A 22,780-nucleotide genomic window follows, 5' to 3' on the forward strand; every position below is an offset into this window, starting at 1 on the left:
CAATGTTGCCCTGCTTGGTGTCACCCCGACCGGGGTGGTATAAGATATTTAACACAATTTTAATAATAGTAAACAGTCAAGGAGTGTCTATTGATGGATATCGGTCACCGCCTCAAGGCGGTTCGCACCAAGGCGGCCCTCTCCCAGCGCGAGCTGGCCAAACGCTCCGGTGTGACCAACGGTTTTATCTCCCAGATCGAGAAAAATCAGGTGAGCCCCTCAGTGTCCTCACTGCGCAAGGTACTCGAAGGCATTCCCATGTCCCTGGCCAGCTTCTTCACCGAAGAGACAGAGATGGGGACAGAGGTAATCTTCCGCGCCAGCGACATGCCGGATCTCGGCACCCATCCCATCAGCTACCGACTGGTGGGCCACAGCCGCGCCAACCGTGCCATCGGCATGATGCAGGAGATACTCCCGCCAGGCGCAGACACGGGTGACGACATGCTGAGCCACGAAGGGGAAGAGTGCGGCATCGTCATTCAGGGGACGGTCGAGGTGACCATTGGCGAGCAGATCCACCAGCTGGCACCGGGTGATGGCTACTACTTCGACAGCCGCACGCCGCACCGTTTTCGCAACGTGGGCGAGCAGGAGTGCGTGCTGATCTCTGCCAACACGCCGGCCAGTTTCTAAGCCGCCATTTGACAGGGTTCGGACTGATCTCGGGCAAGTCACGCCGGCCAGTTTCCAAATCGCCATTTGACAGGGTTCGGGCTGATCTCGAAGGCCACACAGAGTCGCAAGGCAGCATCATTGAACAGTGTTCGAGCTGCTCTCAGGCAAAGCATCCCGGCCAGTTTCTGACGGGAGCAGCCTCAAATGTTTAACAAAATGTTACAGGATGGATTTACAAGCGGCAGTATGTTTAGCATATTGATACGCGGATACCAATTCTTTGCCGGTTCAAGGAGTGAACATGAGTGACCTGACCCTGGCCCAGTGGCAACACAAGGCCGCCCATCTGACCCTGCCCTCCCAAGCCTTCATCGACGGCAGCTACCGGGATGCCATCAATGGCGCCACCTTCGACTGCATCAACCCGGCCAACGGCAAGCTGCTGACCAAGGTCGCCGCCTGCGATGCCGCCGATGCCGAGCTGGCGGTGCAGGCCGCCCGCGCCGCCTTCAATGACAAACGCTGGAGCGGGTTGGCCCCGAAACAGCGCAAGCTGATCATGCAGCGCTTCGCCGACCTGATGCGTCTCAACAAGGTGGAGCTGGCACTGCTTGAGTCGCTGGACATGGGCAAGCCCATCGGTGATGCCATGGGGTATGACGCCCCCGCCGCTGCCAACTGCATCGCCTGGAACGCCGAAGCCATCGACAAGATCTACGATCAGGTCGCGCCGGTGGAAGAGTCCGCTCTGGCGCTGGTGACCCGAGAGGCCCTCGGCGTGGTCGCCGCCATAGTCCCCTGGAACTTCCCGCTGGTGATGGCCTGCTGGAAGCTGGGCCCGGCACTGGCCACCGGCAACTCGGTCATCCTCAAGCCCTCCGAGAAATCCCCCCTCACCGCCCTGCGCATCGCAGGGATCGCGAAAGAGGCGGGCATTCCTGACGGTGTCTTCAACGTGTTGCCGGGCTTTGGCCATACAGTGGGCGAGGCGCTGGCCATGCACATGGACGTGGATTGCATCACCTTCACCGGCTCCACCAAGATCGGCAAACATCTGGTGGAGTGCTCCGGCAAGTCCAACCTCAAGCGCGCCTTTATGGAGTGTGGTGGCAAGAGCCCCAACATCATACTGGCGGATGCGCCGGATCTGGACGCCGCCGCCAAGAGTGCCGCCGGCGCCATCTTCTACAACCAGGGTGAGGTGTGTACCGCCGCCTCCCGCCTGCTGGTGCAAAACAGCATCAAGCCGAAATTTATGGAACGGCTGCTGGCCCATGCGCGTGAGTGGATTGCGGCCAACCCCCTCGATCCCGCCACCCGCATCGGCGCCATGGTCGATGGCATCCAGATGGAGCAGGTGCTGCGCTACATCGATATCGGTCAGCAGGAAGGGGCCAAGCTGCTGCTGGGGGGCAAGCGCACCAATATGGAGAGCGGTGGCTTCTACATCGAGCCCACCATCTTCGACGAGGTGACGCCCGAGATGCGTATCTTCCGCGAGGAGATCTTCGGCCCTGTGCTGGCGGTAACCGGCTTCGATACCTTGGAAGAGGCGATCGCCCTTGGCAACGACACCGACTACGGCCTGGCCGCAGCACTCTGGACGGCGGATCTCAACAAGGCGATCAAGGGCTCCCGCGCCCTGCGTGCCGGCACCGTCTTCGTCAACAACTGGGATGGCGGCGACATGACGATGCCGTTTGGCGGCTTCAAGCAATCCGGCAACGGCCGCGACAAGTCACTGCACGCCCTGGAGAAGTACACCGAGCTGAAAAGCACCTGGATCCAGCTCGAATAGCATCAGAAATGACGCTCATTCGTGAAATAGGGGGAGAAATCCTCCTTTTTCATTTTTGCCCTTTCATCGCCCGCCTCAATCGATATAATCGTCAACTAGACAAGCCCTTAAATATAAAGATAAAAATGCTATTTTTTCTGGGAAGTGTACTGTTTCTGGTGATAGGACTGCCCCTGCTGTTCTACCTCTTGGGGCAGGGTGAGGCCTATGTGATCTGGGGTCCGTGGATCTCCGCCATCGCACTCATGCTGTGGTTGCTGCTGGACGTCGAGAAGATCCGTCGTGGCGGGGGCCGCTGAGCAGAGAAACGTACCGCTAAAATCCGCCGATCACCATTTATTCACTTCTTTCCCTCCAAAAGGATCGCTACACTGATTTTTTGCGATGTTTTCCAACGTCCGACTCTCCAGTGAAGGTTATCCGCATGCAGCAACAAGTTCAGCGTCAGGGCATCATCTATGCCTTGTGCGCCTATACCCTTTGGGGTCTCGCCCCCATCTATTTCAAAACCCTCTCCGCCGTACCGGCCGCCGAAATCCTGACCCACCGCATGATCTGGTCCTGCGTTCTGCTGATGGTGCTGACCCTGCTCGGGCGCCAGTGGCACAAGGTGCAGGCCGTGCTGCGTCAGCCAAAAGTGCTGCTGACCCTGGCCTTCACTTCGGTCACGGTCGGCGGCAACTGGCTGCTCTTTATCTGGGCCATCAACAACGGCCACATGCTGGATGCGAGCCTCGGCTACTACATCAATCCGCTGTTCAACGTGCTGCTCGGCATGCTGTTCCTGAGTGAACAGCTGCGTCGCCTGCAGTGGTGGGCCGTGGGACTGGCGGTGATCGGTGTTACCGTCCAGCTCATCGCCTTCGGCTCCCTGCCCTGGATAGCCCTGGTACTGGCCTCGAGCTTTGCCATCTACGGCCTCATTCGCAAGAAGCTGGCCCTCGATGCCCTCACCGGCCTGCTGATCGAAACCATGATCATGCTGCCGCCAGCCGCCATCTACCTGTGGGGATTTGCCGACAGCCCCACCAGCCATATGACAGAGAACGACTGGCACCTCAACCTGCTGCTGATCGCCGCCGGAGCCGTCACCACGGCGCCCCTGCTCTGCTTCACCGCAGCTGCCACCCGCCTCAAGCTCTCCACCCTGGGTTTCTTCCAGTACATAGGCCCCAGCCTGATGTTCATACTGGCGGTGACTTTGTACGGGGAAGCGCTGACACCGGACAAGCTGATCACCTTCGGCTGCATCTGGAGTGCGCTTGTGCTGTTCAGCCTGGACGGACTGCGCAGCGGCAAGCGGCGCCGGGCTGCCAGTCAGGGTTGACGGCATGGCCGCGTCGACACTGCAATAATCTACAAGCCAATATTCGGGTTTCAGGTTATCAATAGCCGATGAGCGCTCCCCAATCCCGCATCCACTACTGGCAATCCCGGCTGCTGCCGGGGGTTGAACTCTCCCACTCCCACCACAGGGAGTTCAGCTATGGCCGCCACGTTCACCTGGACTATCACATAGGTCTGGTGCAGCAGGGCGGCCAGAAATTCATCCACAAGGGCAGCAGCCACAATCTGGTGCGCGGCGAGCTCTCCACCGTCAACCCGGACGAGATGCACGACGGCCTCAGCCTGCTGCCGGAAGGGTACGAGGTGCGGGTGTTTGCCATCGCACCCGAACAGCTGGCGCGCTGGCTGCCGGACAGCCCCGAACCTTTCTTCGACAAGGGCTTACAGAGCCGTCCCGACCTCTATCAGGGCTTCGCCCGGCTGCACATGTACCTGGACACGCCCCAGGCGGACGGCCTGCTGGCGGAGAGTCAGCTGCTGGCCCTGCTCGGCGAGCTGCTGCACATAGCGCCGGAGCGCCACGCCCTGGCGGACCCCCAACTCAGATACCTGCGCGACTATCTGCTGGCCCGACTGGATGAGCGCCACAGCCTGGAGGATCTGGCCGCCCTGTTCGGGCTGGATCGCTTCGCCTTCCTGCGTCAGTTCAAGAAAAAGACAGGCATGACCCCCTATGCCTGGCTCAAGCGACTGAGACTGGAGCAGGGCAAGCGCCTGCTCGGCAGCGGCCTGCCGGTGAGCGAGGTGGCGCTGGCGGTCGGCTTCTTCGATCAGAGCCACTTCCACCACGGTTTCCGGCAGGCATTCGGGCTGACTCCCGCCGATTACCGCCAACAGATGCAGTCTTTTACGGGCCAGCCCGGCTAGCCAGGGCCATGACAGCCCAGCCCGGTCGATGACCGGCAGCAGATGCAATCTTTTACAATCGCCTCCCCGCCCTGATCCCCCATGCTGTCACCTCATACCGTCATCGAGGTTTCACCATGTTCACCAGCCTGTTTCTGACCATAGGTCTTATCCACCTGATCGCACTGGCGAGCCCTGGGCCGGACTTCGCGCTGATCTTGCGTACCAGCCTGCACAGGCCAACGGCACTGGGGGCGGCGCTCGGCATAGCACTCGCCATCTTGCTGCACGCCACCCTCAGCCTGACCGGCATCAGCCTGCTGATAGCCGAACATCCCTGGCTCTTCATGGCGGTGAAGGTGGTCGGCGCCCTCTATCTGGGTTGGCTCGGTTGGGGGGCGCTCAAGGCCGCCTGGCACAGCTCGGCAACACTGGCCCTCAAGGCTGGCGGAGAGCAGCAGGGCTGGCGCAAGGGGATAGGGAGCGGGCTTGCCACCAATCTGCTCAATCCCAAGGCGCTGCTGTTCTTCATGGGACTGCTGGCGGCCATGGTGACGCCGCAGGTGGACGGGCTGACGCGCGGCCTGCTGGTGCTGGAGCTGTTCCTGCTCTCTCTGGTCTGGTTCGGCGTGCTGGCCTGGAGCCTCTCCACCCCGCGGGCCCAACGCCTGCTTGGCCGGATCCAGCGTCCACTCAATCTGGTCACGGGTCTGCTGTTCGGCGCCGTCAGCCTCTCCATCCTGACCGGCATGGCTGGCGAGGCCTATGCCCTGGTCCCGCACTGATCTCCTCCCCCCCCCCATGAAAAAGAGGGATGGCCTGAGCCATCCCTCTTTGCGTTCACACGAATAAAGATCCGCATGACAATCTGGTTCACACCGGGCACCACCGACTGTGGTGCTTGATGACAGGCTTATCCCGTCAGAACCACTGACCGTGGCGCTTGATGTAGATGGTCTTGATCGCCTGGGTCAGCCCCATGTAGGCCAGCATGGTGATCACCAGCCACATGAAGTACCTGGGCGCCTCAAGGGTGATGAAGCCGAAGTGCTCCGCCAGCGGCGAGAACGGCAGGTAGCAGCCGATGGCGATGACGATGGAGGTCGACAACAGCACCGGCAGGGTAGCCGTGCTCTGCAGGAAGGGGATCTTGCGGGTCCGCAGCATGTGCACCACCAGGGTCTGGGAGACCAGCCCCTCGATGAACCAGCCCGAGTTCATGATGGCCTGACCATTGACCAGGGGATCCATGCTGCCGTTGGCGGTGGCATACATGGCGCCGGCACCGAACACGAACCACATCAGGCAGAAGGTGCTGATGTCGAACACCGAGGAGGTCGGGCCGAGCCACAGCATGAAGCGCTTGATGTTGCTCGCTTCCCACTTGCGCGGGCGCTTGAGGAACTCGGGATCCATCTTGTCCCAGGGCAGCAGCATCTGGGAGACGTCATACACCAGGTTCTGGATCAGCATCTGCATCGCCAGCATGGGCGCCCAGGGCAGCCAGGCGGAGGCGACCAGCACCGAGAAGACGTTGCCGAAGTTGGAGCTGGCAGTCATGTTGAGGTACTTGAGGATGTTGCCGAAGGTCTCGCGTCCCTTGACCACTCCCTCTTCCAGCACCATCAGGCTCTTCTCCAGCAAGATGATGTCGGCCGTCTCCTTGGCGATGTCGGCACCGCTGTCCACCGAAATTCCCACGTCCGCATCCCGCAGCGCCGGAGCGTCATTGATGCCGTCACCGAGGAAACCGACCGTGTTGCCGTTGGCCTGTAACGCCTTCACCACCCGCGACTTCTGCAGCGGGGTGAGCTTGGCGAAGATGGTGGTGTGCTTGACGACTGTGCACAGGGCCACGTCGTCCATCACCTCTATATCCTTGCCGAGCAGCGGCACCCCCGGATTCAGCCCCACATCGCGACACACCTTGCTGGTGATGATGGGGTTGTCACCGGTCAGCACCTTGACCGCCACGCCGTAGTCATTCAGCGCACGGATGGCCGGGGCGGCTGAATCCTTGGGCGGATCGAAGAAAGTGAGGAAGCCGCGCACCACCAGTCCGGCCTCGTCACTGGTCCGGTAGCTCTGCTTGCACTCGGCAGCCGGGATATCGCGGGTCGCCACTATCAGCACCCGATAACCGTCGGCGTTGTACTCCTCGCTGCGGCGCAGCAGGGCACGGCGCTCAATCTCATCCAGCTCGCGGATCTGCTTGCCGTCGTCGATGTGGCTGGAGACGGAGAGCATCTCCTCGACCGCCCCCTTGGAGACCATCAGCTGCTGGCCCAGATCATCCTGCACTATTACCGACAGGCGACGACGCACGAAGTCGAACGGCAGCTCATCCACCTTGCTGTAGTTGCTCGGCTTGCAGCTGTCACCCAGCACATCGGCGTGCTCGATCACCGCTATGTCCATCAGGTTCTTCATGCCGCTCTGATGATAACTGTTGAGCCAGGCCAGCTGCAGGATCCTGTCGTCCCGGCTGCCGCGCACGTCGTAGTGGTGCTCCAGGATGATCTTGTCCTGGGTCAGGGTGCCCGTCTTGTCGGTGCAGAGCACGTCCATGGCACCAAAGTTCTGCACCGAGTTGAGCCGCTTGACCACCACCTTGCGTTTGGCCATGGCCACGGCGCCCCGCGCCAGGTTGGCGGAGACTATCATGGGCAGCATCTCCGGGGTCAGCCCCACCGCCACCGCCAGCGCGAAGGTGAGCGCCGACATCCAGTCACCGCTGCTGACGCCGCTCAGCATGAAGACCACGGGCACCATCACCAGCATGAAGCGGATCAGCAGCCGGGTGACACTGTTCACACCCCGATCGAAGCTGGTTTCGATGCGCTTGTGGCTCACCACGTTGCGGGCCAGCGAACCGAAGTAGGTGTCGCTGCCGGTCGCCACCACCACCGCCTTGGCGGTGCCGCTCACCACGTTGGTGCCCATGAAGCAGATGTTGGGCAGGTCGAGCAGACCCACCTCCCCCGTGCTGCTGCCGTCCGCCGACTTCTCGGCCACGGCTCCCAGTGTGTCGTACTTCTCCACCGGCAGGGCCTCGCCGGTCAGCACCGCCTGGCTGATGAAGAGATCGCGGGATTCGATCAGCTTGATGTCGGCCGGGATCATGTCCCCCGCCTGCAGGTGCACTATGTCACCGGCCACCAGCTCGACCATCGCCACCTCCTTGCGCTGGGAAGGGGCTCCCGGCGAAGGGTGGCGCAGCACGGTGGCGGTGTTGCGCATCAGCGACTTGAGGGTTTCGGCCGCCTTGGCCGAGCGGTACTCCTGCCAGAAGCGGAGCAGGCCGCTCAGGCTGACCATGACGCCGAGGATGATCACTTTGACCCAATCCTCGTCACCCGGCTCGGCCATCAGCACGTCCATCACGTAGCTGACCAGCCCGAGCACGATCAGCACCATCACGAAGGGGTTCTTGAACGCCTGCATCAGCTGGATCAGCGGATGGGGCGGTTTGTCGTGGGTCACCTCGTTGGGGCCGAACTGGACCAGACGGTTGGCCGCCTCGGTCGAGGTCAGGCCGTCGATATTGCCGCGCACGGCAGTGAGGGTGTATTCGAGGGACTTGTCGGCCTCGTCGAGCACCCGAGAGGAGAGCTTCTCATTGGCACGGCCCGGGGAGACGAATCCCTTTTGCTTGTGCCGGCTGGCGGTATGTTGTTGCTTCATAACTCTTTATCCTGATTTTCGCTTGCAGCAAGGCCCTGTCGCGGGCCAGGCCAGGCGTCAGTTCTAATGTGAGACAGGCAATGGGCCCCCGGTTGGCGCAGGCGCAGCATGGCTGCCGCCAGACGGTATGTCTGTCGGGCAAGCTTGCCAGCAGGTAGGGGGCTATCAGGGATCAGGACTCCGCATCCTGTTACCCGCAGGGGATCAGGCGTGGGGAGGCGTGGACCCCGAGGGTCGAGGCTTGGGCTCTTCGGTCATACGATATCCTCCGAGTGGGGTGGAGAGAGGGCCGGGTGCGGCCACTGACAGCCAGATACACTGTCGTTGGCGAGCATGACCCACGGGTCTGTATTATCGGCGGACGAGTCCGGTGATCCCGCCACCAGGGCGGCATACACCCATAAAGGAAATAAGGATAACAACAGCTAGAAATAACTGGATGCCGGGCAGGGAATAATGTCAGCGATGCCGGGCGGGTGAATATAACGGAGAAAACCGCGCCCCATGGAAATATTGCGGCGCAACCTTTGCCACGACCGGAATATATTGAGCAATCACGTCAATTATTTTATTTCGCAACCTGTCCTATCGAAAACTAATCTGTTTTCAATATGGTATTGTCCATCTTGTTATTTCACGCTCGATCACTTCCCGGCCACGGTACGGATGCACAGTTCCGACGCTGTGGCGGCCCTGACGGGCAGCACCCGGGGCGCATGATGAAGCGTTCAATTGCAGGATCGCGAAGCGGCATGGCTCGCAGGTGAGCGGAACAATCCAGATTTACAACGGCAATCCCTGATGAAGGCCGGGATTAAGCGGTTGTGAGAGTCGAAGATGACTCATATAGATGCTGCACTCTATGCTGCACTCTGAGCAATCAGAGTGAGGGGGAAGAAAGGATATCAACCTCAGCTCTGGCAAGCCCACATCGCGATTTGCAATCGGCTACAACTGTCGCTTTCCATAATATCCTTCCATCTGTTGATAACACGCCGAGATTCTACCCAAAAGCATTCGAGGGCGCAAAATTTAAATTCATCTTTTTCCATTTAATTAGTTTCACACTCGTCACACCATTATTTCCCGCCCCTGAAATAGATTCATACTCATTTCGCCATGGGCCCTTGCCAGGAATTGATCTGGATGGGGTTTTGCTTTCATTTTCCGCCACAGGCACGGATCCGCGCTGGAATCGGACTCAATGTGGGAATAGGATGCACGGCTTCCACTCACACATGACGCACAGGAAACAACAAGATGAATCGAAAATGGTCGCTCCCCATCGTGGTACTCGCGGGGGGAGCGTTACTCTGGCTCGGCAACACCTTTGGTATGAAATGGGCTCTGATGGCCCTGATCGGATTCGGCTTCGGCTTCACCCTCTCCTTCAGCCGCTTCGGCATCGTCTTCGGTTGGCGCGAAATGCTGACCAAGCGCAACAGCTACTATGTGCGGGTTCACCTGCTCACCATCGCCATCGAAATTCTGTTGTTCACCTGCTTCCTCTCCTTTAGCCACGCCCTGTTTGGCGACGCCATGGTGGGCAACGTGATGGCCATCGGCATTCCCTTCATCGTCGGCGCCTTCCTGTTCGGCATCGGCATGCAGCTGGCGGGCGTCTGCGCCACCGGCACCCTCTACTGCTGCGGCGAGGGGCAACCCCGCTTCTGGCTGGTGCTGATTTGCTACGGCATCGGCACCCTGATCAGCAACCAGTTCCGCCCCGAGCTGGAGGCTACCTTCTCCAGCCAGGTGGTACTGGCCAAGGATCTGACCGGCAATCTCTGGAGCGGCATGCTGCTCAACCTGGCGCTGGTCGCCGTGCTCTTCCTGCTGTTTCGCAACAGCGAACTCAAACGCACCGGCGAGCTCAAGCCCCTCTTCAGCGGTGGCAACCTGTTCTGGCGCGACGGCCGCTTCACCGTGCTGACCGGCGGCATCCTCATCGCCCTGCTCAACTCCTCCGTGGTCGCCCTGCACGGCTCTGCCTGGACCATCACGGGCGCCGTCTATGACATGGCGCTGCGCGGCGCCTCCCTGTTCGGCCTGTTCGAGGGGAACCCGAAACTGGCCCAGCCGCTCTTCATCAACCCCATGGTCGGCATGTTCTGGCTGGGGATCCTGGGGGCCATGCTGGCGCGCTGCATCAACGGTGGCGGCAACTTCGTCCCGATGCGGCTCGGCAACAGCCTGGCATCCATCCTGGGCGGCCTGCTGATGGGGATGGGCGCCATGTACAGCGCCTGCAATCTGGGTGGCTTCTTCGATGGCACGGCGTCGGGCAGCCTGCACGGCTGGGTCTGGATGCTGATAGCCCTGGCCGGCAGCCTGATCGGCATTCGCCTGCGGCCGCTGTTCAAGCTCTAATGAAGTAACGGGATGGCGCACAAGTGCGCCATCCCGTTGAAATACCTTTCCTTATGTCCCGGCCTGATGACCGCGGAGCGGGCGTCATACCACCAGCTCTCTCCTTTACTTCAGCCCAGCGCCCTCATCAGCAGCAGGATTGCGAAGCCGGTGAACATCACGGCCGACAACCGGTTGATACCTCTGGCGAAACGCTCGCCATACCCCTGCAAGCCTACCCAGCGAAACACCAGACAGTAGCCGCCGTGCACCACCAGCACAACGGCGCTGAAGGTCAGTGCCAGCAGCATGCACTGGCCCAGCGCCCCCTGACGAAAATCGATGAACTGGGGAAACAGACTGGTGAAGAAGATGATCGCCTTGGGATTGAGCAGGCTGATGAGCGCTCCCTTCGCGAAACTGCGGCCGCAATCCCGATCGGTCGAGGCCCCGACGACCGGGCCGACCGCGCGCTGACGCCAGGAGTTCACCCCCAGATAGAGCAGATAGAGGGCGCCACCCAGGGTCAGGATCTGCTGTCCCTCGGCCAACCAGTGGGTAAACCAGAGCACAGCCAGCGAGGCCAGGGTCGCCACCAGCAGGATCCCCACAGCCACTCCGACAAAACCGGCGATGGCGTGGCGGGTCCCCCGGGTCAGGGTGTTGCCTATGGTGTAGATCACCGCAGGCCCGGGGCTGAGCACAGTCCCCACGGCGAGCAGCAGGTAGAGGGCGTAATATTCGAGACTCATCACAGGGCATTCCATGGTCGGTGTAGTGCCGCCCAGTATATTGACAGCCGCTTCGCCAGCCAGACATAGTGGCGCTCGGCTTTATAAACCAGGAGTTTAGAGTGGACCGTCTGACCGCCATCGAGATCTTCGTCGAGGTCGCCCGCGCGGGCAGCTTCAGTGCCGTCGCGGAGAGATTCGAGATGACGCCGGCCATGATAGGCAAGTACATCAAGTGGCTGGAGGCCAGGGTCGGATCCCGTCTGCTCAATCGCAACACCCGCCGCCAGAGCCTGACCGAGGCGGGCAGAGAGTACCTCGGCGGTTGCCAGAACCTGTTGCAGCACTATCGGGAACTGGAGCAGAACACCCGGGCCCACACAGGTCAGGCTGCGGGCAAGATCCGCATCAATGCCCCCATCACCTTCGGCAGCTATCGGCTGACCCCCTTGCTGTGCCGCTTCATGGCGCAGTATCCACAGATCCGCATCGAGCTGGATCTCTGCGATCGGCTGGTCGATGTGATTGGCGACGGTTTTGACCTCATCTTTCGGGTCGGCACCCCCAAGGATGCCGCCTATATCGCTCGCCCACTGACCAGCTCAACCTCTGTGTTCTGCGCCTCGCCGCGCTATTTGCAACGCCACGGCACCCCCATGGCACTGGCTGACCTGGCCCGCCATCAGTGCCTGGGTTTCACCCCCTGGCTGACACAATCGAGCCTGGCCGAGGATTTTCCCCTCGAACACCTGCACCTGTGGGACAGCCAGTTCATCAGCAACCATGGCAGCGCCCTCAAGGTAGCCGCGATCAACCATGCGGGCATAGTGCTGCAACCCAGGGCCCTGCTGACTCCGGAGCTGGAAAGCGGCGTCCTGCTGGAAATACTGCCGGATGCTCTGCCCGCCCCTCGCCCTGTCAATATGCTCTATCCCGCCCGCGAACCCATGCCGCTTCGGCTTCGACTGCTGATCGACTATCTCAGCGAGCAGCGCCATGAACTGGATTAGCCCGCTCAAGAGGGAGACCAGGCCGGCTACTCCCCGCGCTGCTTCACCTTGCGCAGATAGACATAACCCTCACCCGGGCTGCCCCAGCGCTGATGGGCCTCGTTGTCGTAGGCGCGATCCAGCAATCTGACGCTGTCGGGGCCGACCCAGAGATATTGCACCAGTGTGCTGGCACCGCCGAAGTTGGTGGCGCAGCTGCCGACCTTGCTGTGGCCTGCATACTCCCCCGAGGGTTGACGGCTCAGCCAGACCTCGCAGCCCTGGCGCAAAGAGAGCTGTTGCGGGGTAAGGGAGTCAAGCAGTCCGGGGTCGCGCCAGGCACCGGCAAAGTCGACGGCTCTGGGCATGGTCAGTTCGGCCATCAGGATGCGGCCATCGGGCACGGGAGAAAAACGGTAGATACGCTGACGGAACGGGCGCACCGAGCGCTCGGTCAGGAACTGCTCGGCATAGACCCAGCGAAAGCCTTGATAACCGGGCCAAATCTCCACCAGCCGCAGCTCGGCGCTGGTGAAACGAGTGTCATAGCCGGCCTGCTCGCGACTGGAAAACTCGCCGGTAAACCAGGAGAGCAGCGGCTCCATGCCGACCCGGGTCGTTGTCGCACTGGCCGCTGACGGGCCGGTCGGAATGGCGACAAAAGGTGTGGGTGCCGCCCATACCAGACTGGTGCAGAGCAGCCCGAACAGGGCCGCCATCAGCGTGACCATCGAATCCATCCGAATCATTTTCATGGCGGCGATTATATGAGCGAATGGCCGCAATAACCTCAACCTTGATCAAATCCTTACCAATCCACTGAAAAATCACAGTGTTAGCGAAAGAAGCTGACGGCGGATACGCAACAAGGATGAGAGCGGCAACCAGTGAACCACTGAAACAAGCCACCCCGGATCATCAATCTCGCGAGCAACCTCTACCGCGGACAGCATGTTGCCATCCCCCCCAGCTTGGGTGATTGCCGACAAAACGGCCTCATGCGAAGCTTTCTTTTATCCAAGAAGAACAAAGGCCACATCCAGGCAACGCCGCCTTACTGCCGGTCTGTTTAAGCCCAGTGAAGAGGAGGTTGTCAGGAAAACAGGTGCATCCAGTGATGGGGTAACAGGCCTGCCATCAGGGAATAACTGGTTTGCAGACATCTTGGGCTGTCGCACAAGCAGGTGGCCTCAAGGGCTTGTGGCGCGTCCCCATGACGGGGAACACGATGGATAATGGGAAGAAAAAATGAAGGATCAGGCAGCAACCGTGCTCTGCTTTGAGCATGCCACCATAGCCAGAGATTGCATGGACACACTCCAGGCACTGGGGTTTAACGTGATACCCATGACCTATTCGCCCGAGGTGTTTACCAAACTGCCGTTTCTCTCCTTCGATTATCTCTTCAGCATCAACTTCAACCCTTTCCTTTCTCAAGCAGCCGAAGCTTTGCGCAAGCCCTACATTGCATGGGTGGTCGACACCCCTTGCTATGGCCTGTATCAGGAGGCGATCTGCAACCCCTTCTCTTTCACGTTTGTCTACGACCTGGCCGTGGCAAGCAGACTCAAGGAGCGCAGTCAGGGCAACGTCTATTACCTGCCGGTAGCGGTGAACGAGCAGCGCTTGATCCCCGCAGAGCCCGGCTATGATCACGATGTCTCCTTCATCGCCAACTTGACCCCTTCGGAATACCAGACCCACATCAGACCACGGCTAGCCGCTGGGCAACTGCAAATACTGGAAGACTTGATTGCACAACTCGATACGCATTCAGCCTGCTTTTCCCTGACCGAACAACTCACGGCGGCTCATCTGAAGATCGTGAAGGAGGTGTACCCGCTCAGCGGGCTCGCCTACCTGAGCGAACAGGAAAAACTGGTCTATCTGCTGGGGCGCGAGCACTCCTATCGGGAGAGGGTGGCCGCTATCCGGGCACTGGAGGCTCGGTTTGAGCGAGTAGCCGTGTACGGAAACGAAGAGTGGGCAACACGTACCGACGCCTACTGCGGACACGCCGAACATTACGAGATGATGCCGCGCCTCTTTCAACGCAGCAGGATCAACCTCAATCTGATCCGCAGCTTCGTCGAGTCGGGTCTGCCCATGCGGGTGTTCGACATACTGGGAGCGGGTGGGTTTATGGTGACGAATGACAAGGAAGACCTGCATCACCTCTTTACCCCGGGCAAGGATCTGGTGATCTTCCGCGACGAGCAGGACCTTCTGGAGATCTGCCGCTATTACCTGAGCCACGAGGAAGAACGCGCCGCCATCGCCGCCCATGGGCAACTGACGGTATTGACTCACCACACCTATCGATCACGCCTGATCACTCTGTTCCAGACAGTACAAAGTGCCATGCAGGCCACACCGCACCTTGAAGCCCAGGAGTATTCAAACAACTGACAGCGGTTCTGAAACCCGGCGCAGTGTGAGCAAATTTGACCATGCCAAATCGGCACTTGAGGGGGGGATGAATGTTTTGGCGTGTCAGAAAGCGGCAGCCGCAGCCTCTTTTCCACAGACCCGGACTGATGTAGTGCTGTGGTGTGTATCGATTCGGCCTGTCGCTGAACCGCGCCGGCCTTGATGGGGTATTTCAGTGAAGCGCGCAGTCACCGGGGGGTGCGGCCAGATGAGAGAATCATCATCCCAGCTTTCGCTGGAATGATGATTTTATGCCTGATTTTCGCAACCGGACCAGATTGGCCCAAAGGCGTAAAACTCAGTGCTTACTTGAACTTCGACTGGGCTTCGGCCAGACCAGTCTTCAGGTCGCTCCACATCTTGTCAGCGGTCAACTTGACCTGCTCCCAGGATTCACCGCTTGCCTTGCCGAGCTCATCCATCTTGTCGGAGGCAGCGTGCTGTTTGGCACGCAAAGCCTGGATCTCTTTCGCCCGTTTGACTTTCAGATCGGCCGAGATGTTTTCCATTTTGGCTTCCAGCAGATTGATCTGACTGCTCCACTCATTGAGCTGAGCATTCAACTTTTCCTTGTATGCCTTTTGCACTTCCATGGTGTTCTCCTTGGGTGCTGATGAGCGATAGCGTTATTGGACAGCCGTGACAACGAGCTGGTTAACGACACCCTTGACGCCGCTGATGGCCATCGCACGGGCACTGGCCTTGTCGCTGTTGATTCGCGAATCGACAGTACCGGTCAGAGTGACCATACCCTGGACAGTGTTGACACTGATGTCCATTGACTTCAAACCAGGCTCGCTGAGGAACTCGGCTTTGACCTTGGCCGTCACTTCGGTGTCATTCCAGGACTGGGCACTTTTGGCAGTTTGCTCAGTCATCTTGTCTTCATACTTGTCGACGGTTGCATCGACTTTCTCGCCAGTCTCGCTGGCGGCGTCATCAATTTTCTTGCCGGCCTGTTCGGCCGACCCTGGCTGGTCGCATCCGCTCACCCCGAGTGTGAGGAGCAGCGAGATGGCGATGAGGATAGCTTTGCTTTGTATCATGTGGTGGTTTCTCCGGTGCTAGGTTGCCTAGATCTTGCCGAGCAAGACCAGGATGAGCAGTATGGTCAGCACCAGTCCAATGGCGCCGCTTGGGCCGTAACCCCAGCCTCGGCTGTGCGGCCAGCTTGGAATGACGCCGATCAACAACAAGACAAGAACGATCAGCAGAATGGTTCCCATGGTCATTTCTTTCTCCTAAATGTTGCATATTGGATGACATAAACGACCCATGCCGTGGTAATGGTGCTCCGGATACGGGGTCTGGTCTGTTCTCCAACGCACAGACAACCCCTTCGATATGGTGGAGCGAGAGCGGTTCGCTGATGAAATCGACCACCTGGATGCTGCAAAGCCAGCCCGACATCTGACGTTCGTCGACCATGATCCTGCTGGCTCAACTGACAATCCGTCTTCTTGGTCAGTTCATTGGCACCCCTGCAGCCCGCGTCGCGGCTGCATCAGCAAGGTTATTGACCCGGTGCAACACCAAGCGGCCGGAGGCGACGGGCTCATTCTGCAAGGAGTCTGCAAACGCATTCCCTTGGTGGCCCATACCGCTTCTGTCACCCACAACATCTTCTGCATCCGCCCACACTCACAGCGTCAAACCATGACACTGCACAGGACAGGGAGCCGGTCTGGGTGATGGATGCCCGCGAAAGCCCTGACAGCACCCACAAGGATGAGCCCATCACCGCCGAGGAGATGGAGAAGATGATCGACCAGTGGGCTCCCAGCCGCGCCAAACAGCTGGCGGACAATATCGGAAAATAACAGCGGCAAATAAGCATCCGCACCGCTGCCTTTGACATGGCCGCACAGCCCTTGCTGGACGGGCGCGCGACACGTAGCCGAGTCCGCCGTCTCGCCATCAGTAGTGAAACCGGCTGCCGATTTCTGCTTTTCTCCCCCGCATTCTGGCAGTTAGGATGACCCTCCCGTGACTGCATCCTCATAGAAAAGGAACCACTATGAATCGCCACCCCTGCATCAAACACTGGCGCGAGCTGCAAGAGCAGACGCCGCGCTACTACTCCGGCAGTCAGGAGCCGCTTTCCCGCGGCTGCGCCCTCGGCAAACACTTTGGCTTTAGCCGGATCGGCATTCACCACGAGATCGTCGAGCCCGGTCACCGCACCAGCTGGCCCCACGCCGAAAAGACCGAGGACGAGTTCGTCCACGTATTGGAAGGGACGCCGGATGTCTGGCTCGACGGCGAACTCTATCGGCTGCAACCGGGCGACTCGGTGGGCTTCAAGGCCGGTGACGGGCTGTCCCACGCCTTTATCAACAACACCGAGGAGCCGGTGCGGCTGCTCTGCATCGGCGATACCGATCGGGAGGACAACCGTATCCACTACGCCGTTCATCCCGAGCGCAATATCACCCTCGGCAAGTTGCACTGGGACGATGTCCCCGAGCGCGAGCTGGGTGATCATGACGGCCTGCCCGACAAGCTGCGCGACAGTAACGGTCCTTTCTGATCCGGCGCTCATACCGGAATGACCCAGCGCTGGCGACTATCCTTGATGCGGATCTCAATCAGGAGGAGTTGATCATGACGACGGGAACAGTACGACTGCACAGGGTGCTCAAGGCGCCGCCGATGCGGGTCTATCGGGCCTTTATCGAGGCGGATGCGCTGGCCAAGTGGCTGCCGCCCCACGGCTTTACCTGCCAGGTGGCGCAGCTGGAGGCCAGGGTTGGCGGCTCGTTTCGGATGTCATTCTGCAATTTTGCCAGCGGGCATGCCCACGCCTTTGGCGGCGAGTACCTCGAACTGGAGCCGGGCAAGCGCATCCGCTACACCGACAGCTTCGACGACCCCAACCTGCCAGGGGTGATGCAGGTGACCATCAGCCTGACCGAGGTGCTTTGCGGCACCGAGCTTGCCATCGAGCAGGCCGGGATCCCCGAGGTCATACCGGTGGAGATGTGCTATCTCGGCTGGCAGGAGTCCCTGACCCAGCTGGCTGCCCTGGTCGAACCCGAGATCCCGGCGGAGTAGCCGGGCACAGGCCCGAGCGGGTTGCGCGCGTCGGCCAGCCCAAAAAAGAGAGCCTGCCACATGGCAGGCTCTCTTCATTCTGGCAACCCTGAGACTTATTGCAGGTTCAACCCGCCCAGATAGTCCCGCTTGCCGAGATCGACCCCGGCCCGGCGCAGCAGGGCATAGGTCATGGTGAGGTGGAAATAGAAGTTGGGGATGGCGTACTCATGCACGCAGGTATGACCGTCCATCCCCTTGCCGCCCGCCCAGTGGGGGACGTAGCGACCGCTCTCGAACTGGCTGAAATCGGCATCCAGCTTGCTCTGCAAAAAGGCGATGGTCTTGGCGATATGGGCGCGCAGATCCGCCATCGTCTTCGGCTCATCCCCCATCACGGGCTGCTCGCCATGGCTGGCGGTGGCGACACAGGTACGGGCCGAATCGCAGCAGATCAGCACCTGTTTGCTGAGTGGCAGCATGTCGACGATCAGCCGATCGCCGAAGAAGTTCTCCACATTGAACTGCTTCGCCTCGGCATGGGCGGCGGCCTTGGCCAGGCACAGGTCGAGGTTGGTCAGCATCTTGATAAACTGGGCAGCAATATCACGGTTCATGGTGCGTTCTCGGTTGGTTGAAGGCAGTTAAACGAGCGGCACCACTATAGCGCATCCCCTCGCAGTATCACCCCCACCCCACAACCGCCGCGACAAGGTATGCCCATCGACAGGAAGCTGCATATTGGGACACCCATCTTTTACCTATCACTAACCTGGCTAAGGCTTGCTCAGAAAGATGGGGGTCCCAGATTTTCATCCCATCACCAGCCTGGTTGCGGCTTACCCAGAAAGGTGGATGTCCCAGAAAGGTGTCGAAGAAACGACTGTCCGAAACCACTAACGTAAAAATCCGCAATCGTCCGATTACGCTTCGCTAATCGAACGTACGGCCCTAGATTTCACCAGTCGACTTGTTTTAAAATAGAATTCATCATTACTTACAAGCAAGGCCATAAAATGCGTTCAAGAGTTATTGAAAATCTGCAAAAAATAAATTCCGTTAGTGATTTGGTTGTTACCTCAGACGAAGGTGACAATGAATAAAATGATAATAAAAGGGTAATAAAAGGTGTTTTTAAATTCAAATCCGTCACCTTCAGATTTCTAGAGATTGCAAAAGATGAAAATAGCCTAGTTGTATTTAAACTTAATTTTGAATTCTTGATTAACAAGAAAATCTCAGAATTGGAAATTCTCAGGGTAATAAATTCATTCAGTGCCAGCAGCCCTTTAATAAAAACCAGATATGTCGGTAACGAATCCAAAAAAACCCAAGTAATATTTATACAAGAAATGTTGTCCTTTGGTGAAAATGACTCGCCAACATTACTTTTATCATCTCTTTCAATATTATCCATCGCTCCAATTTTGTTTAGTAACGCATTGAATGAAAATAACTTCCCGCACCGTTCAGTTACGGAAAATTGAGGTGAGAAGATGTGGAGTCGTTTTTTAAACTTAAAACACACAGGGAAGTTTTTATCTGCGCTGCATACTTTACTTGCATCAGCAGTGACATTTTATGCAATGGATTTTTTTAAGAGTGATATGCAATCAGCATCCCCTTTTCTCCCTATCCAACTTGGGATCGCAATAGTGATCGCATTCACTGCTGTAATGGGGCTGTTAAGGGATTATGTAAATGAGGACTTGAATATGCAAAACCCTCTTAATAAGGAAAAAAACTCATGAAGTGACAAAAACTTCTCTTTACAGCGTAAAAGATGAATTAGAAGACAAGAAAAAAATAATACATGTCATAACATCAAACATCAACAATACGTTAATTAGTACAACCGGAAACAAAGAAACAGTGCAACAATTAAGAGATATCATGACTAAAATAAATAAGGATGAGGGCGTTCACAACATTAACTATAACAACAAGAAATTAAACAGTGATGACTCAAATGTGAAGGACTATTTGAAGCAATTTAGTTGTAATTAATTCAACATTCTCGAATAGAATAATACTTTGACTATTAAATATCACTATACATAAAACCAACCCGACCTAAAGAGCCGGGTTGGTGCAGCGAAAAAGCTACAGAAATAAGGGTGATTGCTGCCAGGCGTAGGTAGTCACCAGCAACTTGGCGCCGACGTCGTCGAACTGGATCTGCACCCGGCTCTGCTGGCCGATCCCTTCGAAGTTGAGTTCCACTCCTTACCGGAATATCGAATGAAGCCCCCAAGCCACAGGTGGGCACGGTATTGATCCCCCTCCAATCCGCCGAGGGTCAGAGGCAACGTCAGGGACGCCATCAGGGATGATGGCGTAGCCGCAGCCGGCACAGGGATGTGCCGTCTGCGGCGGCCCGTCCGACGTTGGCTCTGGCCCGAGGGCACTGGCAAAGCCAGCGGATTGGCGGGGGAGAAGACCTTTGGTGACTTTGGGTCTTTCCAAAGTCACTCGCCCAAGCCCGAAGGGCGGGCGAAACCCTGTCGAGGGCCATGCCCTCGCGTCCTGCACGGCGCCAGCCGTGCCATCAGCAGCAAGCCAAGACACCATTTGCAAGCGCCCCCTCATCCCCAACCCTTCTCCCACAAGGGGAGAAGCGAGCAAAGACGATCACGGGAACAAGCACCTCTCCCGCAAGGGGAGAAGGGAGCAAGACGATCACGGGAACAGACCCCTCCCCCGCAATGGGAGAAGGAGGCAAAGACTATCGCGGGGATGATCCCCTCTCCCGTTGGGAGAGGGTCAGGGTGAGGGGATTACAGCGCCTCCAATCTCGCATACGCCGTCACCAGCCACTTGGCGCCGACGTCGTCGAACTGGATCTGCACCCGGCTCTGCTGGCCGACCCCTTCAAAGTTGAGTACCACCCCTTCCCCGAATTTCGGATGGAGCACCCGCTGGCCGAGCGTGATGCCGCTGGCGTCGAAGCTCTGCTGCACCTCGTTCTGGCTGAAGCGGCCGTACTGGGTGGGTCTGCTCACCTGAGTGCGCAGCCGGATCTCTTCCAGACACTCGGCGGGCATCTCGCGGATAAAGCGGCTCGGTTTGTGGAACATCTCGCGGCCATAGATGCGGCGACTCTCGGCATAACAGATATAGAGCTTCTCCATGGCGCGGGTCATGCCGACGTAGCAGAGGCGGCGCTCCTCTTCCAGGCGGCCCGACTCCTCGGTCGATTGCTGGCTGGGGAACATGCCCTCTTCCACGCCCACCAGCAGCACCAGCGGGAACTCCAGCCCCTTGGCGCTGTGCAGTGTCATCAGCTGCACCGCATCGGCGTATTCGTCCGCCTGATTTTCGCCGGATTCCAGCGCCGCGTGGGCGAGGAAGGCTGACAGATCGCTCATCTCTTCCAGCTCATCCGGGCGGTTGTATTGACGACAGGCAGTGACCAGTTCGTCCAGGTTCTCTACCCGTGCCTGGGACTTCTCGCCTTTTTCCGCCAGATACATGGCCTTGAGACCGGAATTCTGGATGGCGATATCCGCCTGCTGGTGCAGCGGCAGCATGCCGACCTGTTCCTCCAGCGCATCGATCAGATCGACAAAGCCGCGCACAGCGTTGCCGGCGCGACCGGTCAGCACCTTGTCATTGAGCAGTCCCTTGGCCGATTGCCAGAGGTTCAGCCCCTGATCCCGGGCGTTGGTGCGCAGGATCTCGAGGGTGCGATCGCCGATGCCACGGGTCGGGGTGTTGACCACCCGCTCGAAGCTGGCGTCGTCGCCGCGGTTGTTGATCAGCCGCAGGTAGGCCATGGCGTCCTTGATCTCTTGCCGTTCGAAGAAGCGCAGGCCGCCGTATATGCGGTAGGGCATGGCGTCCTGCATCAGCGCCTCTTCCAGCACCCGCGACTGGGCGTTGGAGCGATAGAGGATGGCGCAGTCGGCCAAGAGGCCGCCCTTCTCTTTCCAATCCTTGAGGCGGCCGACCACGAAGCGCGCTTCGTCCACCTCGTTGAAGGCGGCATAGAGCGAAATCTGGTCACCCTCGGCCCCCTCGGTCCATAGCTCCTTGCCGAGCCGCTCAGAGTTGTTGGCAATGACGCAGTTGGCGGCCTTGAGGATATTGGCGGTGGATCGGTAGTTCTGCTCCAGGCGGATGGTCTCGGCGCCCTGATAATCGGTCAGGAAGCGCTGGATGTTCTCTATCTTGGCGCCGCGCCAGCCGTAGATGGACTGGTCATCGTCGCCGACGATCATCACCTTGCCGCTGTCGCCTGCCAGCATCCGCAGCCAGGCGTACTGGATGCCGTTGGTATCCTGAAACTCGTCCACCAGTATGTTCTGGAAGCGATCCCGGTAGTGCTCGAGGATGTGGGGCTTGTTGAGCCATAGCTCGTGGGCGCGCAGCAAGAGTTCTGCGAAGTCCACCAGCCCGGAGCGATCGCAGGTCTCCTGATAGGTCTTGTAGATCTGCTGATAGGTGCGGGTGACGGGGTCGCCGTAGAGATCGATGTCACCGGGGCGCAAGCCCTCATCCTTCTTGCCGTTGATGTAGCTCATCACGGCGCGAGGGGCCCAGTGCTTCTCGTCCAAGTTGAGCGCCTTGATGACGCGGCGGATGAGGCGGTACTGGTCGTCGGAGTCGAGGATCTGGAAATCCTGCGGCAGGCCCGCGTCCAGATGATGGGCCCGCAGCAAGCGGTGGGCGATGCCGTGGAAGGTGCCGATCCACATGCCGCGCTGCATGCTGCCCAACACCTTCTCGACCCGGCCGCGCATCTCGGCCGCCGCCTTGTTGGTAAAGGTCACGGCAATGATGGAGAAGGGTGAGCAACGCTCCACCTGCATCAGCCAGGCAATACGGTGCACCAGCACCCGGGTCTTGCCCGAGCCGGCGCCCGCCAGCACCAGCAGATTGCTGCGAGGGGCCGCCACCGCGTCTCTTTGCTTGTCGTTGAGCCCGTCGAGCAGGGTTGAAACGTCCATCACCAC

21 protein-coding genes and 1 pseudogene are annotated in these 22,780 nt (G+C 59.0%); 13 read left to right on the forward strand and 9 right to left on the reverse strand.

Going from position 1 to position 22,780, the window contains the following annotated elements; genetic code table 11:
* Positions 1-93: 93 nt before the first annotated feature.
* From AXW79_RS21565 to AXW79_RS21590, 6 genes are all read left to right on the forward strand, one after another.
* Positions 94-636, forward strand: coding sequence for a cupin domain-containing protein (locus tag AXW79_RS21565; RefSeq protein ID WP_005319966.1), 543 nt, complete (start codon positions 94-96; stop codon positions 634-636).
* Between the two features lie 283 nt (positions 637-919).
* Positions 920-2,416 carry an aldehyde dehydrogenase gene (locus AXW79_RS21570; protein WP_005319969.1) on the forward strand — a complete coding sequence of 499 codons (1,497 nt, stop codon included), beginning with the start codon at positions 920-922 and terminating at the stop codon, positions 2,414-2,416.
* Between the two features lie 125 nt (positions 2,417-2,541).
* Complete coding sequence (locus AXW79_RS23380; protein WP_005319972.1) at positions 2,542-2,715, forward strand: hypothetical protein; 174 nt, start codon at positions 2,542-2,544, stop codon at positions 2,713-2,715.
* Positions 2,716-2,840: 125 nt separating this feature from the next.
* Positions 2,841-3,743 (forward strand): EamA family transporter RarD, encoded by a 903-nt coding sequence (gene rarD, locus AXW79_RS21580; RefSeq protein ID WP_005319975.1) that lies wholly within the window; start codon positions 2,841-2,843, stop codon positions 3,741-3,743.
* Positions 3,744-3,811: 68 nt separating this feature from the next.
* Complete coding sequence (locus tag AXW79_RS21585) at positions 3,812-4,630, forward strand: AraC family transcriptional regulator (RefSeq protein ID WP_005319978.1); 819 nt, start codon at positions 3,812-3,814, stop codon at positions 4,628-4,630.
* A gap of 116 nt (positions 4,631-4,746) precedes the next feature.
* Positions 4,747-5,394, forward strand: a complete 648-nt coding sequence (locus AXW79_RS21590) for a LysE family translocator (protein ID WP_005319980.1) — start codon at positions 4,747-4,749, stop codon at positions 5,392-5,394.
* Positions 5,395-5,530: 136 nt separating this feature from the next.
* On the opposite strand, the gene mgtA is transcribed toward AXW79_RS21590, so the two are convergent.
* Positions 5,531-8,293: a magnesium-translocating P-type ATPase gene (gene mgtA, locus AXW79_RS21595; RefSeq protein WP_005319983.1), complete on the reverse strand. Its 2,763-nt coding sequence runs from the start codon at positions 8,291-8,293 to the stop codon at positions 5,531-5,533.
* Between the two features lie 1,260 nt (positions 8,294-9,553).
* Here mgtA and AXW79_RS21600 point away from each other — a divergent pair.
* Positions 9,554-10,663: a YeeE/YedE thiosulfate transporter family protein gene (locus tag AXW79_RS21600; RefSeq protein WP_011899217.1), complete on the forward strand. Its 1,110-nt coding sequence runs from the start codon at positions 9,554-9,556 to the stop codon at positions 10,661-10,663.
* Between the two features lie 110 nt (positions 10,664-10,773).
* Here the strand turns inward: AXW79_RS21600 and AXW79_RS21605 are convergent, their stop codons facing one another.
* Entirely contained in the window at positions 10,774-11,394 is a 621-nt protein-coding gene (locus tag AXW79_RS21605; RefSeq protein WP_005319989.1) for a LysE family translocator, read from the reverse strand.
* A 101-nt stretch (positions 11,395-11,495) separates the two neighbouring features.
* Here AXW79_RS21605 and AXW79_RS21610 point away from each other — a divergent pair, with 101 nt between their 5' ends.
* Entirely contained in the window at positions 11,496-12,383 is an 888-nt protein-coding gene (locus AXW79_RS21610; RefSeq protein WP_005319992.1) for a LysR family transcriptional regulator, read from the forward strand.
* 26 nt (positions 12,384-12,409) lie between these two features.
* Here the strand turns inward: AXW79_RS21610 and AXW79_RS21615 are convergent, their stop codons facing one another.
* Positions 12,410-13,093, reverse strand: coding sequence for a chromophore lyase CpcT/CpeT (locus tag AXW79_RS21615; protein WP_005319994.1), 684 nt, complete (start codon positions 13,091-13,093; stop codon positions 12,410-12,412).
* 517 nt (positions 13,094-13,610) lie between these two features.
* Between AXW79_RS21615 and AXW79_RS21620 the strand changes: the two genes are divergently transcribed.
* The gene (locus AXW79_RS21620) at positions 13,611-14,771 is read left to right on the forward strand and encodes a CgeB family protein (protein ID WP_005319997.1); all 1,161 of its coding nucleotides are present in this window, start codon (positions 13,611-13,613) and stop codon (positions 14,769-14,771) included.
* 326 nt (positions 14,772-15,097) lie between these two features.
* Here AXW79_RS21620 and AXW79_RS21625 read toward each other — a convergent pair whose 3' ends face one another.
* From AXW79_RS21625 to AXW79_RS22605, 3 genes are read right to left on the reverse strand one after another with little or no spacing between them, the layout of a single operon-like run.
* Positions 15,098-15,385, reverse strand: a complete 288-nt coding sequence (locus tag AXW79_RS21625; RefSeq protein ID WP_005320000.1) for a sll1863 family stress response protein — start codon at positions 15,383-15,385, stop codon at positions 15,098-15,100.
* A 33-nt stretch (positions 15,386-15,418) separates the two neighbouring features.
* Positions 15,419-15,838 (reverse strand): BON domain-containing protein, encoded by a 420-nt coding sequence (locus AXW79_RS21630; RefSeq protein ID WP_005320002.1) that lies wholly within the window; start codon positions 15,836-15,838, stop codon positions 15,419-15,421.
* A 27-nt stretch (positions 15,839-15,865) separates the two neighbouring features.
* Positions 15,866-16,024 carry a DUF3309 family protein gene (locus AXW79_RS22605; RefSeq protein WP_005320005.1) on the reverse strand — a complete coding sequence of 53 codons (159 nt, stop codon included), beginning with the start codon at positions 16,022-16,024 and terminating at the stop codon, positions 15,866-15,868.
* A 450-nt stretch (positions 16,025-16,474) separates the two neighbouring features.
* Here AXW79_RS22605 and AXW79_RS23490 point away from each other — a divergent pair.
* From AXW79_RS23490 to AXW79_RS21640, 3 genes and pseudogenes are all read left to right on the forward strand, one after another.
* Positions 16,475-16,612, forward strand: a pseudogene (locus tag AXW79_RS23490) (DUF3313 domain-containing protein); the annotation flags it as partial.
* Between the two features lie 197 nt (positions 16,613-16,809).
* Positions 16,810-17,322 carry a cupin domain-containing protein gene (locus tag AXW79_RS21635; RefSeq protein ID WP_005320010.1) on the forward strand — a complete coding sequence of 171 codons (513 nt, stop codon included), beginning with the start codon at positions 16,810-16,812 and terminating at the stop codon, positions 17,320-17,322.
* A 74-nt stretch (positions 17,323-17,396) separates the two neighbouring features.
* A complete protein-coding gene (locus tag AXW79_RS21640) occupies positions 17,397-17,846 on the forward strand; it encodes an SRPBCC family protein (RefSeq protein WP_011899221.1) in 450 nt (149 codons plus the stop codon).
* A 95-nt stretch (positions 17,847-17,941) separates the two neighbouring features.
* Here AXW79_RS21640 and AXW79_RS21645 read toward each other — a convergent pair whose 3' ends face one another.
* On the reverse strand, positions 17,942-18,442 hold the full coding sequence (locus AXW79_RS21645; protein ID WP_005320018.1) for a DUF1993 domain-containing protein: 501 nt from the start codon (positions 18,440-18,442) through the stop codon (positions 17,942-17,944).
* 879 nt (positions 18,443-19,321) lie between these two features.
* On the opposite strand from AXW79_RS21645, the gene AXW79_RS21650 reads away from it, so the two are divergent.
* Entirely contained in the window at positions 19,322-19,576 is a 255-nt protein-coding gene (locus tag AXW79_RS21650; protein WP_043144335.1) for a hypothetical protein, read from the forward strand.
* 352 nt (positions 19,577-19,928) lie between these two features.
* Here the strand turns inward: AXW79_RS21650 and AXW79_RS21660 are convergent, their stop codons facing one another.
* Both AXW79_RS21660 and uvrD read right to left on the reverse strand, forming a co-directional pair.
* Positions 19,929-20,048 (reverse strand): hypothetical protein, encoded by a 120-nt coding sequence (locus tag AXW79_RS21660; protein ID WP_005320028.1) that lies wholly within the window; start codon positions 20,046-20,048, stop codon positions 19,929-19,931.
* 554 nt (positions 20,049-20,602) lie between these two features.
* Positions 20,603-22,774 (reverse strand): DNA helicase II, encoded by a 2,172-nt coding sequence (gene uvrD, locus AXW79_RS21665; protein WP_005320031.1) that lies wholly within the window; start codon positions 22,772-22,774, stop codon positions 20,603-20,605.
* Positions 22,775-22,780: the final 6 nt, after the last annotated feature.

The sequence above is a fragment of the Aeromonas salmonicida subsp. salmonicida genome (assembly GCF_001643305.1).
GTDB classification, from domain to species: Bacteria; Pseudomonadota; Gammaproteobacteria; order Enterobacterales; family Aeromonadaceae; genus Aeromonas; species Aeromonas salmonicida.